8 protein-coding genes are annotated in these 14,890 nt (G+C 65.1%); 3 read left to right on the forward strand and 5 right to left on the reverse strand.

The window, feature by feature from the left end:
- The first annotated feature begins 1 nt into the window (after window position 1).
- Window positions 2–1,438, forward strand: coding sequence for an aldehyde dehydrogenase family protein (locus ACXZ1M_RS12440; protein ID WP_459053462.1), 1,437 nt, complete (start codon window positions 2–4; stop codon window positions 1,436–1,438).
- Between the two features lie 260 nt (window positions 1,439–1,698).
- Here the strand turns inward: ACXZ1M_RS12440 and ACXZ1M_RS12445 are convergent, their stop codons facing one another.
- Together ACXZ1M_RS12445 and ACXZ1M_RS12450 are read right to left on the reverse strand one after the other, a co-directional pair.
- Window positions 1,699–2,301: a TetR/AcrR family transcriptional regulator gene (locus ACXZ1M_RS12445; RefSeq protein ID WP_459053463.1), complete on the reverse strand. Its 603-nt coding sequence runs from the start codon at window positions 2,299–2,301 to the stop codon at window positions 1,699–1,701.
- A 96-nt stretch (window positions 2,302–2,397) separates the two neighbouring features.
- Window positions 2,398–4,272: a phosphoenolpyruvate carboxykinase (GTP) gene (locus ACXZ1M_RS12450; protein WP_459053464.1), complete on the reverse strand. Its 1,875-nt coding sequence runs from the start codon at window positions 4,270–4,272 to the stop codon at window positions 2,398–2,400.
- Window positions 4,273–4,552: 280 nt separating this feature from the next.
- Here ACXZ1M_RS12450 and ACXZ1M_RS12455 point away from each other — a divergent pair, with 280 nt between their 5' ends.
- On the forward strand, window positions 4,553–5,548 hold the full coding sequence (locus ACXZ1M_RS12455) for a D-2-hydroxyacid dehydrogenase family protein (protein WP_459053465.1): 996 nt from the start codon (window positions 4,553–4,555) through the stop codon (window positions 5,546–5,548).
- On the opposite strand, the gene ACXZ1M_RS12460 is transcribed toward ACXZ1M_RS12455, so the two are convergent.
- On the reverse strand, window positions 5,545–6,312 hold the full coding sequence (locus ACXZ1M_RS12460; RefSeq protein WP_459053466.1) for an L-asparaginase: 768 nt from the start codon (window positions 6,310–6,312) through the stop codon (window positions 5,545–5,547). The genes ACXZ1M_RS12455 and ACXZ1M_RS12460 overlap by 4 nt on opposite strands.
- 107 nt (window positions 6,313–6,419) lie before the next feature.
- Between ACXZ1M_RS12460 and ACXZ1M_RS12465 the strand changes: the two genes are divergently transcribed.
- Window positions 6,420–6,905 (forward strand): asparaginase domain-containing protein, encoded by a 486-nt coding sequence (locus ACXZ1M_RS12465; RefSeq protein WP_459053467.1) that lies wholly within the window; start codon window positions 6,420–6,422, stop codon window positions 6,903–6,905.
- A gap of 116 nt (window positions 6,906–7,021) precedes the next feature.
- Here ACXZ1M_RS12465 and ACXZ1M_RS12470 read toward each other — a convergent pair whose 3' ends face one another.
- The gene (locus ACXZ1M_RS12470) at window positions 7,022–13,837 is read right to left on the reverse strand and encodes a beta strand repeat-containing protein (protein WP_459053468.1); all 6,816 of its coding nucleotides are present in this window, start codon (window positions 13,835–13,837) and stop codon (window positions 7,022–7,024) included.
- Between the two features lie 152 nt (window positions 13,838–13,989).
- A complete protein-coding gene (locus tag ACXZ1M_RS12475; RefSeq protein ID WP_459053469.1) occupies window positions 13,990–14,886 on the reverse strand; it encodes a recombination-associated protein RdgC in 897 nt (298 codons plus the stop codon).
- Window positions 14,887–14,890: the final 4 nt, after the last annotated feature.

Genomic DNA, 14,890 nt, shown 5'->3' on the forward strand with positions numbered 1-14,890 from the left:
CATGCATACCATCGATCACATCTACATCAACGGCCAGTTCGTCACGCCGCACGGCGAGGAAATGTTCGACCTGATCAATCCCACCACCGGCCAGCTGGACGGGCGGGTGCGGCTGGGCGACGCAGAGGACGCGCGCCGCGCGATTGCCGCCGCCAAGGCTGCGTTTCCGGCGTTCTCGCGCACCAGCAAGGCAGAGCGCGGCGCAATATTGCAAAGATTGCACGACGCGGTGCTGGCACGCGCCGGCGACTCGGCCATTGCCCAGGTCGAGGAATACGGCGGTCCGGTCAACACCAGCTCGGCCCGCTCGCGCTACACGGCCGCCATGTTCCTGGATGTCAAAAAGGTCATGGAGGAACACGCCTTCGTCAAAACCGTGAATACCGCCAAAGTCGTGCTGGAGCCGGTGGGCGTGGTCGGCATCATCACACCGTGGAATTCCAGCGCGTGGTTCATCGCCAATAAAGTGGCCACGGCCATTGCCGCCGGCTGCACGGTGGTGGTCAAGCCCAGCGAACTGAGCGCGCGACAGAACCAGATCCTGACCGAATGTTTCCACGCGGCACAGCTGCCGCCAAGCGTGGTGAACATCGTCAATGGCCGTGGCGATGTGGTGGGTGCCGAGCTGAGCGCGCATCCGGACGTCAATAAGATCTCCTTCACCGGATCGACTGCGGTCGGTAAAAGTATTGCCCGGCTGGGCGTCGATACGATGAAACGCGTCACATTGGAATTGGGCGGGAAAAGCGCCAATATTATTCTCGACGATGCCGATTTTGAAAAAGCCATTCCTGCGGCGGTGCAAGCCTGCTTCATGAATAATGGCCAGGCTTGTATTTCAGGCAGCCGCTTGCTGGTGCCTGAACATAAACTGGAGCAGGTAAGGCACTTGGTGCAAGCGGCTGTGGCGGCGATTAAAGTAGGCGACCCGCATCACCCTGATAACACGCTTGGTCCGCTGGTGAATCAAAAACAATTTGAACGTGTCCAGCGATATATTCAAATCGGCATCGACGAAGGCGCGGAATTAATCGCAGGTGGCGTGGGGAAACCTGACGGCCTGGAATCCGGATACTTCGGCCGGCCGACGGCATTCATGAATGTCACCAATAATATGACGATAGCGCGTGAGGAAATATTCGGCCCGGTTCTTTCCATCATTAGCTACAAAACCGAGCAGCAGGCGATTGAAATCGCCAACGACACACCATATGGCTTGCAAGCCTATATCAGCTCGACCAATCTGGAGCGCGCCAACCGGATAGCGCGGGAATTAATCGCGGGCCGCGTTCATATCAACGGCATCCATGACGATTTGATCGCACCGTTTGGCGGCTTCAAACAGTCCGGTATCGGCCGCGAGTTCGGTCCGTATGGCTTGGACAGCTATCTTGAACCGAAGGCGATTCTGGGTACGGAAGCCCAATATCCACGTTAATGCCCATGAAACAGGTCTTTTCATGCCATAAATTGGCACGAAAAGGCCAAAATCCAGCATGGCGCCTAGTAATACACCAGATCGTCGTTGTTGTCGGGCAGCGCGCGCAAGGTCTGCCATAAGTCGCTGCGCAGGACCAGATACAGTGCGGCGGGAATAATCAGTAATAAGGTCAGCATGGCACTCTCCATATTTCGCACAGGTGTGCGAAAATAGTTTAAATAAAGCCGCAGGACGAACCTGCGGCGCTGGACACTATTTCAAATCTTATAGTCCGATATTAATCTGCTAAAAGCACGCTGCATATATCGTTCGGACGGTTCGTCACGCAAGAAACGGGTATCGTGGATTAATCCTATGATCAGGCAATATATTTCAAATACTAATTGACCAGGTTCGGTATCGGGATGCAGCTGGCCTAATTCAATCGCCTGCAATATGGTTTTACGCAGCGATGCGCGCCATCCATCCACGCCTTGTTGCAAACGGTCGCGCAATGGCCCGCTCTGGTCGTCGAATTCAAAAGCGCCGGCGCTGTATAAACATGAATTACGCAAGCCTTCGCCAGCCGCACGGTGCGACCAGGCATTCACCTGGGCGATTAATCGCGGCAGGCCCTTGGGTAATTGCAGCGATGGCAGAAATATCTCCGCCGCAAAGCGCCGGTCATATTCGTCGAGTACCGCCGCTTGCAAAGCTTCCAAAGAACCGACACGGGAAAATATCCCGCTTTTACTAATGCCGGTGCGCTTGGCCAATTCGCCCAGCGACAGCTTGCCTATGCCTTCAGCGGCCGCCATGTCCAGCGCGGCGTCGATGATGGTGGCGTAGGTTGCCTCGCTTTTTGCTGTCAAAGTATCCATGGATGAACTTTAGCACACCTGTGCGAAATCTCAAGCAAAAAAAAACGACACGCAGCGTTTGACCGCCGCGCGCCGTTCCCGTCTCCTCCGGCCGGCTTATTTTGCCAGGCGCTTCTCGAGGTCGGCTTTGACCGCTTTCAGTTCTTCAGGCAGGTGGTAGGCCAGCTTGGTGAACAATTCTTCGTGCAGGACCAGCTCTTCGCGCCATGCATCCTTGTCGATCGAGGTGATGGTTTCGAACTCTTCCGGCGAGAACGGAATGCCGTCCCATTTCAGGTCGCCAAAGCGCGGGGTGGTGCCGAAGATGTTTTCGATACCGCCGGCCGTGCCTTCGATACGTTCCAGCATCCATTTCAGCACGCGCATATTGTCGCCGAAGCCAGGCCAGACGAAATGGCCTTGTTCGTCGGTGCGGAACCAGTTGACGCAGAAAATCTTCGGCAGGGTGGCGCCGTCGATCTTGCCCACTTTTTCGCCGAGGTTCAGCCAGTGCTGGAAGTAGTCGCTCATGTTGTAGCCGATGAACGGCAGCATCGCGAACGGGTCGCGGCGCACGATGCCCATCTGGCCGGCGGCGGCGGCGGTGGTTTCCGAGCCCATGGTCGCGGCCATGTACACGCCTTCCACCCAGTTGCGTGCTTCGGTCACCAGCGGCACGGTGGTCGAACGGCGGCCGCCGAAAATGAAGGCCGAGATCGGCACGCCGGCCGGATCGTCCCAGGCCGGATCGATCACCGGATTCTGGGTCGCCGGCACGGTGAAGCGGGCGTTCGGGTGGGCGGCCTTGCCGGTCGACTCAGGCGTCCAGTCCTTGCCCTGCCAGTCGATCAGGTGTTGCGGGGCCGGCTTGCTCAGGCCTTCCCACCAGACGTCGCCGTCGTCGGTCAGCGCGACGTTGGTGAAGATGGTGTTCTCGCGCAGCGAGGCCATGCAGTTGTAGTTGGTTTTTTCGTTGGTGCCAGGGGCAACGCCGAAGTAGCCGGCTTCCGGATTGATCGCGTACAGGCGGCCGTCGGCGCCCGGCTTGATCCAGGCGATGTCGTCGCCGATGGTGGTGATCTTCCAGCCCTTGAAGCTTTCTGGCGGGATCAGCATGGCGAAGTTGGTTTTACCGCAGGCCGAAGGGAAGGCCGCCGCGATGTAGTGCTTCTTGCCTTCCGGCGATTCCACGCCCAGGATCAGCATGTGTTCGGCCAGCCAGCCACTTTCGTTACCCTTGCCGGCTTGGGCGTCCTGGTGCCCCATGTTCGAAGCGATGCGCAGCGCGAAGCACTTCTTGCCCAGCAGCGCATTGCCGCCGTAGCCCGAACCGAAGGACCAGATTTCGCGGGTCTCAGGGTAGTGCACGATGTACTTGGTGGAATTGCATGGCCATGCCACGTCTTTTTCGCCGGCCTTCAGCGGAGCGCCCACCGTGTGCACGCACGGCACGAATTCACCGTCGGTGCCCAGCACGTCGTAGACGGCCTTGCCCATGCGCGTCATGGTGCGCATGTTGACGGCCACGTATGGCGAATCCGACAGTTCCACGCCGATGTGCGCGATCGGCGAGCCCAGCGGGCCCATCGAGAATGGCACCACATACATGGTGCGGCCGGTCATGCAGCCGTCGAACAACGGGTGCAGGGTGGCGCGCATTTCGGACGGGTCCATCCAGTTATTGGTCGGGCCGGCTTCTTCCTTGGTGGTCGAGCAGATGAAGGTGCGGTCTTCCACGCGGGCGACGTCGGTCGGGTCCGAGCAGGCCAGGTAGGAATTCGGACGCTTTTCCTGGTTCAGCTTCTTCATGGTGCCGGCGGCAACCATTTCGGCGCACAGGCGGTCGTACTCTTCTTGCGAGCCATCGCACCAGTAAATGCGGTCCGGCTTGGTCAGGGCGGCGATCTCTGCTACCCAATTGATAAGCTTTTGCTGTTTGATGTAAGCTGGGGCGGTCAATGGTGCGACGCCACCCATCACAGGCTGATTCATGGTAACTCCAATGCTAATTAAGATTCGTAGCAGCAGGATCGTCGTCAGCTTATGGCTAGGCGCTCAGAGGTCCATTCGAAATGGATCGGCGGTCATACGGCGGTCGTGCGGCGGCCCGGATCTGGTCGACGGGCCTTGGTTGTCGGCCGATTGTACACCCCTCAACAAGTGTTCCATACAAAAATGTAGGAGAATTGGTTGACTAAAGTAGTAAGCTATTCGCCTTACGTTAGAAGCTGTTATTTCCCTACGAAATTCACCAAAACGTCGTCTATCTTTCATGAAAATCGCCATACTCGATGATTACCAAAATGCAACCCAAAGCTTGAAATGCTTCGGGTTGTTGACAAACCACGAAGTAAAAGTGTTCAACAGCACTACGCGTGGGCTGGGCCAACTGGCCATCCGGCTGGCGCCCTTCGATGCGCTGGTGCTGATCCGCGAGCGCACCGCGCTGAACCGGGCTTTGCTGTCGAAGTTGCCGAATTTAAAATTGATTTCGCAAACCGGCCGGCTGGCCGGGCACGTCGATGTGGCGGCCGCGACCGAGCTCGGCATCGCCATCAGCGAAGGCGTCGGCTCGCCGACCGCCCCGTCCGAATTGACCTGGGCGCTGATCATGGCGGCCGCGCGCAAGATCGTGCCGTATGCGAATAACCTGAAGGAGGGGCTGTGGCAGACGGCCTCCGTCAACCCGCAGCTGAACGGGCTGGGCTTCGTGCTCAAGGGCCGCACGCTGGGCATCTGGGGCTACGGCAAGATCGGCCAGACCGTGGCCGGCTACGGCCGCGCCTTCGGCATGCGGGTGATGGTCTGGGGCAGCGAGGCCAGCCGCAACAAGGCGCTGGCGGACGGCTATACCGCAGCGGCCTCGCGCGAGGCATTCTTCGCCGAAGCGGACGTGCTGAGCCTGCATCTGCGGCTGAACGAGGCCACGCGCGGCATCGTCACGGCGGACGACCTGGCCCGCATGCAGCCCGGCGCCCTGTTCGTCAACACCAGCCGGGCCGAACTGGTGCAGGCGGATGCGCTGGAACAGGCTTTGACGCGTGGGCGGCCGGGCTACGCGGCGCTGGATGTGTTCTTTTCGGAGCCGTTGACAGCAGATTCGCCGCTTTTACGGATACCGACCGTGCTGGCGACGCCGCACCTGGGCTACGTCGAGCAGGACAGCTACGAGTTGTACTTCCAGCATGCTTTGCAGAACGTGGCCGATTTCGCCGACGGCAAGCCGGCCAACATCCACAATCCGGACTACGCCGCCAGGGCGCGCTAGTCGGTCTGCTCCGGCACTTCCGGCAGGCCGGTGAGATTGATGCGCGGCGCCGGCATCACATGCACCTTGCTCCACAGGCCGGCCCAGCCGGGCGGCCAGGTGATGTCCGGTCCCGGATAGGGCGGCAGCGAAGCGCGCACCGGAATCACCGGCACCGGCGGCATGTCGATCAGCGGGCCGCCGTCGGGACGCTGCATGTCCAGGCTGTACATATACCCCGGCAACAAGGCATCGCACACGCCGGCGAACCAGGCGGTGTGGTCCTCGTCGCGGCCCAGCGCCTGCGCCAGGCCGTGCGGATCGAATTTGGCCAACGCATGGATCAACTCCTCGGTGCTGGCGCCGGGCACGTCGCCCCAGCCCATCACCGGATTGCTGTTGTAATCGGCGCCCGAGCCATACCACCCCTCGCGCCAGGGCCGCTGCATCCAGTCGCGCTGGCCGGTGAACAAATGCCAGCGCCAGTGCAGGCCGGAGGGCTTGGGCCAGGAATACAGGTACAGCTTCTGATAACCGGCCTGATGCAGGGCGCGCACCATGGCCATCAAGCGCGCGTGGGGCATGCGGTCGGGCGGCGCGCGGCGGAACAGGATGGCCTCGCCGTCGGCGAACTGTACCTCGTCGGTGGACAAATTCAGGTCGAGCGTGCGCGACTCGCTGCCAAAGCGGGCGGAAATCCAGCCGGTCAATAAATTGACGGTCGTGATGACGCCATAGCCACGGTGGCGGTGGAAAATAACGGTGCCGGGAGCGAGCGCTTTCATAGTCTGCCAACGAACAAAGAAACCAGTGTAGACATAGTACGCCCAGTTTTCCAGTGCGGCGTATAGGTTATGATGCACATCATTTTCTACCAGTCCGAGCTCTTACCATGACCCTGCGCATCCTCGCCACCGGCGGCACCTTCGACAAACACTACAACGAACTGAACGGCACCTTGGGTTTCGCCGACAGCCACGTGCCGGACGTGCTCAAGCGCTGCCGCCTGACCATCGACGTCGCCCTGGAACAACTGCCGCTGATGGACTCGCTGGACATGGTGGACGCCGACCGCGAGCGCATCCTGGCGTCGTGCCGGGCGGCGGCGGAAAAAGCCATCGTCATCATCCACGGCACCGACACCATGCCGCAAACGGCGGCGGTGCTGGGCGCGGCCGGCCTGGGCCAGACCATCGTCCTGACCGGCGCCATGATCCCCTATGAAATCGCCAACTCGGACGCCTTGTTCAACCTCGGCTTCGCCGCCGGCGTCGCGCAGACCCTGCCGCCGGGCGTCTACGTCGCCATGAACGGCCAGATCTTCGCCTGGGACAACGTCCAGAAAAACAAAGCGGCCGGCGTGTTCCAGCCGCTCTAACCCTACTTCGGGGTCAGCTCTGTCATTTGGACATTTGGTCCGTTTGGCGGAACTAATTACAAGTTATTTAGTTCCCGTTTGTCCAAATGACAGAGCTGACCCTGAATTGTGGGCAATTAGCGCGGCAAGGCCAGCAGGCCTGGCGCTGCGCCTCCTTGCAGGGCTTTCAGGCGCAGGCTTTCGTGCTCGGTGTGGACCGCGTCGCCGCCCGGCAACGGGGCCGAGAATTGCTGTAGCGCGTCGCCCAGGCGCGCGACGCTGGCCGTCAGCTGGCCGCCGGACGGCGTTGCCGATGCCGCCGCCGCGCCGCCGTCGAACGTCGAGAGCGCCTGCGTCAGGCCGCTGACCTTGCTACTCAGGCCTTGCGCGAACCAGACGTCGGCCGCCGCGTGCGATGCGCCGTCCTCGGTCGTGTAGCTTGAGGTGAGGCCGATCAAGTTGCCGTGGTCGACCGCGTCGCCGCGCTGGACGTCCAGGTTCAGGCTGTTGATGTGCAAGTCGGCCAGCGTTTTCAGCTCGCCTTCCTGACTGATGCCGTCGGCGTCCGCATCGATCCATACACGTAGGTCGCCGAAGCGCGCGTCCTGCCCGTCGACCTTGCCGTCCGCGTTGTCGTCCAGCGACGCCAGCGCCTCATAGCCATTGCCGGCCGTGCGGCCGTCGGCCAGGCGCGTGGCCGAGCCGAACAGTTCGCCGCCGTCGTTGATCACGCCGTCGCCGTTGCGGTCCAGCGCCAGCAAGCCGTCGCCGGAACCGACCCAGCCGGTCGCGCGCGGTGCGCCGCTGGCCGCCAGGTCAAATTGCACGCCCGCTTCCAGCCCCAGCGTGCGCACGCCGTTGCCGTCCAGGTCCAGCACCAGCGGCGTGACGAAGGTCATGGCCGCTTTCTGCTCGGCGCTGAAGGCGCCCTGCTGCGCGGCCGAGAGCGCATGGTATTGGGTCGAGGTCATGACGTGCGTTTGCGTCGTCGTCAGCTGCGCCAGCTGCGCGTTGCTGAACGCCGTCATCTGGAACGGGGTCAGCGCGCGGATCTGTTGCACGGCCAGGCTGGCGATGTCGGCCACTTCGATCGCTTTCAGATTCGACACGCTGAGGTCGGCGATCATGGCCGTGCTCAACGCCGCCAGCTGGGCGCCGGCAAACGCCGCCATCTGCGCCGCCGTGAACTGGCTGGCGCTGTCGCTCGGCGTGAGCGCCGCGACTTGCGCCAGCGTGAGGACCGAGATTTGTTGCGGCGTCAACGCCAGCACTTGTTCGTCGGTCAGGGAGCGCATGACGTTCGGGTTCAGCATCACCAGATCGTATACTTCCACCGCCGCCAGCGACGCCGGCCGCAGGCGCGCAATGGCCGCCGAGTTGAGCACGGCAAACTGGGCTTCGGTCAGCGCCTGCAATTGCGCCGTGCTCATCGCCGCCAGCAGGTTGCCGTCCTTGGCCGCCGCATTGAGCAGCGTCGGGCTGATCGCCGCCACGTCCTCCAGGTCCAGATACGCCACCTGCGCCGCCGACAGCGACGCCAGCTGGGTGCTGCCCATCGCGGCCACCTGCCCGGCGCTCAGCGCCGCGATCTGGCTGCCTTTCAGCGCCAGCAGCTGCTGCGTTTGCAGCGCCGCGACGGCCGATACTTTCAGCGCGCCGATATCTTCGGCCTGCATCGCCCCCACCACCGTCAGCGGCAGCGCGGCCAGTTGCACGCCGCTCACGGCCGCCGCCTGTTCCATCGTCAGCGCCACCGCCTGCGCCGTGCTCAGGCCGCTGAAGGCCTTGACGCTCAGCGCGCCGATCTGCGCCGTACCGAGCACCGAGATGCCCAGGCCTTTGCCGCCCAGCGCGTTCAACTGCTCGGCGCTCAGGCTGGCGATCGCCGCCAAACTCAGCGACGGCAGCGCGGCCAGGGTGAGCGCACCGACGTTGGCCGGCGGCAGGCTGGCCAGTTGGGGGGCGGTCAATGCCCGCACCTGTTCCGGCCGCAGCATGGCGAATTGGCCGATGCTCAGGCTGTTCAGTTGCAGGGTCGACAGCGCGCCGACCTGCGCCGTGCCCAGGCCCGCGATCTGCGTCCCGCTCAGGTTGTACAAGACGGTCGGCGACAACGCCGCGATTTGCTTGATGCTGAACGCGCCGATCTGCTCGGCGCTGAAGGCCTTGAGCTGCACGCCGCTGAGGAATTGCATGGCAGTGAGGTTGATCGCGGCGATCTGCGCGCTGGTCAGCAAGTCCACATGCACCGCCGCGCCGGCGGCGTTGACGCCCAGCGCGCCGATCTGCGCGGCCATCAGGGCGGCCACCGCCTGGGTGCTGAGCGCGCCGACATCGGTGTCCAGCGCGATGATGGCGGCCAGCGACAGGGCCGGCACATGGCGCGCGCCGAGCGCCGCCACCTGCTCGCCGACCAGCGCGCCGATCTGCGCCGGGGCCAGCGCGGCGATCTGCTGCGAGGACAGGGTGGCGATCTGGCGCGTGGTCAGGGAGGGCAGCTGGTCGGCGTTCAGACGCGCCAGCACGCTGGTGCGCATGGCGGCGATGACCTGGGTGTTCATGGCGGCCAGGCTTGCGCCGGCCAGGCCGGCAATCCTGGTATCGCTGAGGGCGTTGATCTGGCCGCTGTTGAGCACGGAAAGCTGCGCGTCCGTCAGCGCGTCCAGCTGGCCCGCCGTCAGCGCCGTCATTTGCGCCGTGCCGAGGCCGACAATCGCGCGCGTCTGCAGCGCCGCCACGTCTTCCGCTTCCAGCCTGGCGATCACATTCAGCGACAGCGCGGCCAGCTGGATGCTGCTCAGCGCCGCCGCCTGCACCGGGCTGATGGCGACCACCTGCGCGTTGGTCAGCCCGCCCAGCGCACTGGTGCTGAGCGCGCCGAACTGGGCGCTGCCGAGCACGCCGAACTGGGCGCCGGTGAGGGCGGCCAGCTGCGTGGCCGAGAGGCCTTTGAGCGTGCTGGTCTTGAGCGCGGCGATGTCTTCCAGATCGAACACGCGCACGTCGGCGCTCGGCAGGGCCGCCAGTTGGGCGCTGCTCAGCGCCGCCACTTGTACCGAACTCAGTGCTTGCGCCTGGCGCGTGCGCAGGCCGGGCAAGGCGTCGGTGCTCAAGGCGGCGATTTGCGCCGTGCTCAGGGCCCAGATGGCGCTCTCGCCGCTGCCCTCGGGATCGTTGCCCAGCACGCCCAGTTGGGCGGCGCTGAGCGCGGCGATCACGGCCGGTTTCAGCGCCACCAGGTTGTCGGTGTTGATGGCGCCGATTTCGCGCAGCGACAGGCCGGCCACTTGCGCCGAACTCAGCGCCGCGATCTGGGCCGAGCGCAGATTGAACATCTGGTTGGTGCTCAGCGCGTTGAGCTGATTGGCGCTCAGGGCGCCGATCTGGCGCGTGGTGAACGCCGCCACCTGGTCGGTGGTGAGCGCGGCCAGCAGGCGGTTGCTCAGGCCGGCGATGACGCCGGTGTTGAGCACCGCGATATCGCTCAGCTCCAGCCCTTGCAGGCCGTCCGAACTGAGCGCGGAGAATTGGCTCGCCGACAACGCGGCGATCTGGCCGCTGGTCAGCGCCGTCACCTGGTCGCTATTGAACACCGCCGCCTGGCGCGCGCTCAGCGCGCTCAGCGTGGCCGTGCGCAAGGCCGCCAGGTCGGCCGTTTCCAGCACCGCGATGTCTTCCGTGGCCAGCGCGCTCAACTGCAGGCTGCTCAGGGCCGCCGCCTGCGCCGTGCTCAGCGCGACGATCTGGTCGGTGGTGAGCGCCGCGATGGCGCGCGTGCCGAACACGCTGAACTGGGTCGTGCTCAGCGCGCCGAACAGATTGCCGGCCGGGTCGCCGCCCAAGGCCGCCACCTGCGCCGGGCTCAGCGCAACCAGCATGGCCGTGCCGAGCGCGCGCAGGCCAGCGCTGCCGATGGCGGCGATGTCGTCGGGCTCCAGGCCCGGCAGGCTGCGGGTGGTCAGGCCGGCGATTTGCGTCGGCGCCAGCGCCGCCACCTGATCCGGACTGAGCCCGCGCAATTGCCGGCTGCTGAGGACCGCGAACTGCTGCGAGCTCAGGCTGTGAAGCTGGTCCGGCGTCAGGCCGGCCAGCACCTCGGGCGACAAGGCGGCGATCACCGCCGGGCTCAACGCGGACAGGCTGTCGCTGGCCAGGACGGCCACCGCGTCGGGCGACAGGGCGGCCAGCTGGCGGCTGCCGAGAGCGGCGAACTGGGCCGGCGTCATGGCCAGCAACTGCTCGCCGGTCAGGACCGCGATCTGCTGCGTGCTCAAGGCGGCGACGGCGCCCGTTTGCAGGGCGGCGAAGTCGACCGCCTCCATCACGGCCAGCACCTCGGGCAGCAGCGCGCGCGCCTGATCGCTGGTGAGGGCGCCGACCTGGCGCGTGCTCAGCGCCACTATCGCATCGAAGCTGAGGCCGGCCAGGCTGGTCGGGCGCAGCGCGGCGATTTGCTGCGTGCCGAGGGCCTGCACGTCCAGTTCAAGCGCGCTCAGCTGGGCCGAGTTCAGGGCCGCAACGGCGCTGGTGCTCAAGGCGCCCACGCCGGCGCTGCTGAGGGCGGTCACGGCGTCCAGCCCCATCCCGGCGACCTGGCGCGAGGTCAGGGCGCCGACCTGCGCCGAGCGCAGGCTGCCGATCTGCTCCGAGCTCAACGCGTTCAGCTGGCCGGCGCTGAGCACGGCCATCTGGCGCGTGGCCAGCCCCACCAGCTGGCTGGTGGCCATCACCAGCAGCGCGTCGGTGGCGATGGCGGCGACGGTGGCGGTGGACAGCGCGCCCAGGTCGTTGCTCTCCATGCCCAGCAGCGCGGCATAGCCGAGCGCCGCGAACTGCTTGGCGCTGAGTACGCTGGCCTGCGCGGTGCTGAGCGCCGCCACTTGGGACGACTCCAGCAGCGCTATTTGCGCCGTGCCCAGGCTGGCGATCACGGCGGTGCTGAGCGCGCCGAAATCAGCCGTTTCCAGCGCCGGGATCAGCCTCAGCGACAAGGCGCTGGTCTGGCTGCTGCTCAGGGCTGCGGCCTGGGCCGTGGTCAGGGCGACGATCTGGTCGGTGGTGAGGCCGGCCAGGGTGCTGGTGCGCAGCGCGGCGATCTGCGCGGTGCTGAGCACGCGGAACAGGCTGGCATCGTTGCCCAGCACCGACAGCTGGGACGAGCTGAGTGCGGCGATGGCGTTGGTGCCGAGGGCGCGCAGGGCGCCACTGCCCAGCGCGGCCGCGCCGTTGCTGCCGAGGGCGGCGGCCTGCAGCGCGCCCAGGCCGGTGATCTGGCGCGTGCTCAAGGACGCGATCTGGTCGGTGGTGAAGGCGCCGATCTGCGCGCTGCTCATGACCGCCAGGTGGCGCGAGCCGAGGCCGCTCAATTGCGCCGTACTCAGCGACACCAACAGTTGCGGATTCAGCAGCGACACGGCGCTGGTGGTCAGCGAGGCCAGGTCGGCGCTCGACAGGCCGGCCAGGGTGTCGCTGTTCAGGGCCGCCAGCTGGCGGCTGTTGAGCACGGAAAACTGGGTGGTGCTGAACGCGGCCAACTGGTCGCTGGTCAGCGCCGCCATCTGCTGCGTCGACAGGGCGGCGATGGCCTGGGTCTTGAGCACGGCGATGTCGCCGCCCGGCAGCGCTTGCAGCGCGGCGGTCGACAGGGCGCGCACCTGGGCGCTGTTGAGGGCGGCGGCCTGGCGCGTGGTCAGCCACACCGCCTGGTCGCCGCTCAGCGCCGCCAGGGTGGCCGTGCGCAGGGCGCTGATCTGGTTGGTGGTCAGGCTGGCGATGGCGCTGAAATCGGCGCCGCCGAGGGCGCTGAACTGCGCCGTGCTGAGCCCGGCGATCGCGCCGGTGTTCAGGAACGGCAGGTCGCCGCCGTCCAGCACCAGGATATCGTCGCTCGACAGGCCGGCCAGCTGGCGCGAGCTCAGCACGGTAAGCTGGGCGGTGCGCAGGTTGGCGATCTGGTTTGCCGTCAGGCCGGCGAACTGGGCGCTGCTCAGGGCCGCGATCTGCTGCGTGGTCAGGGCGCGGATCTGATCGTTGTCCAGCAGCGACAGGATGGCCGTGCCCAGTTGCGCGATGACGCCGGTGTTGAAGGCGGCGATGTCGGCCGTCGGCAGCACGATCAGCGCATCGCTGTTCAACGCCGCCACCTGGCGCGTGCTCAGCATGGAAATCTGGGTGCTGCTCAGGCCGGCCAACTGGTCGGCGCTGAGCGCGGCCAGCTGGCGCGTGGACAGGCCGGCCAGGGTGGCGGTGCGCATGGCGCCCAGGTCTTCGGCTTCCAGCACGGCGAAGTTGTCCGAACTCAGGGCGGCCAGCTGCTGCGAGGTCAGCACCGCCGCCTGGCGCGTGGTCAGGGCCACGGTCTGGCTGGCGCTCAGCGCGCCGATCTGGCGCGTGGCCAGGGCGGCGACCGCCTGCGTGCTCAGGGCGGCAAAGCCGTCGTCGCTGATGGCCTGGATGTCGTCGGTGGAGAAGGCGGCGATCTGGCGGCTGCCGAGCGCGCCGAACTGCTGGGTCAGCATGATGCCGATGTCGGCCACGTCCAGCGCGGCGATGTTGGCGCTGCTCAGGGCGGCGATGTCGGCCGGTTCAAAGGCGGTGATGGCGCCGGGCGCCAGGCTAGTGAAGGCCTTGGTGCCGAGCGCGGCCACCTGGGCGGTGCTCAGCGCGGCGATCTGGTCGTTGGTCAGCGCGCCCATCAGCGCGGGCGCGGCGGCGCCGGCGGCGTTGAGCACGGCGGGCTTGAGCGCGGCCACGTCCTGCGTGGTCATGGCCGCCATGATGGTCGGCACCAACGCGGCCAGCTGCACACTGGTGAACACCGCCACCTGCAGCGGGCTCAGGGCAACCACCTGCTCGGCGGTCAGGTCCGTCATATCGGCGGCGGTCCACTTGGCAATCTCCTTCACGGACAAATTGGCGATTGCTTGGGTGCTTAATCCGATCGGCCCGCTCATAGGAGTTCCTCTTTTGCTAAGACTTTTCACTATAGCAGAAATTGCCTAAATTTCCACAAGGCAATAGCGAATTTTTTGCCCGCAAGCCACAAAAAAATGCCGCGAAATCAACGACTTCGCGGCATCTTCAAATCAACGGCAAGGACGGGAACTCAGGCCTTGGCTTCGCCGCCCAGGGCTTCCACCACGTCGGCCATCAGCTTGGCCAGTTCGCCGGTCATCAGCATGAAATCGCCGTCGAAACGCTCGTCGTCGTTGCGCACGCTCGACTCGTTTTCGCTCAGCACGTCCAGCGGCTTGATGCCCTTGATCGCCAGCGATTCGGTCAGCACGAAGGACACTTTGCTGTCCCAGGTCATGGCCAGGCGGGTGCACTGCTTGCCGGCGGCGATGTGGCGGCGCACTTCTTCCGGATCGAGCGAGTGCTTGACGTAGCGCACGGCGGCCTTGCTCTCGCCGGTGGCGCGCAGCTCGGTGTCCATGTCGACCGTGAAGCCGGCCGGCGCTTCGTCGGTCTGCAGCCATTCGGTCATCACGCCCACCGGCGAGCGCTGCACGCGCAGGCTTTCCAGCGGCATGCGGTCGACCGCCTTCAGCAGCAGCTTGATGACTTCGTCGGCCTTGGCCGGGCTGGCGGCGTCCACCACCAGCCAGCCGTTGACCGGGTCGATCCAGGTCCAGACGTTGCCGCGGATCGAGAAGGCGCGCGGCAGCAGCTCGTCGGCCACGCGTTCCTTGAGTTCCTTCATGGCCTTCTTGCCCGGCGCGAAGCCCTGGGCTTCTTCCATTTCGGCGGCGCGCGCCTTGGCGACCTGGTTGATGACGGTGGCCGGCAGCAGCTTTTTCTCGGTGCCCAGCAAGATCAACATTTGCTTATTGACCACGTGAACCAGGCCGCCGTTCGGACGCGGCTTGTCCCAGCCCTGGCGCAGCAATTCATTGCTGCTGGCCGGGGCGAAGGCGTTCGACGCCAGCGCTGCTTCCAGTTGTTCGGGGGTGTAGGCCCAAGGGGCCGGCAGACGGTAAATCTGTAGATTCTTGAACCACATAAAG

The organism is Duganella paludis, assembly GCF_054461335.1.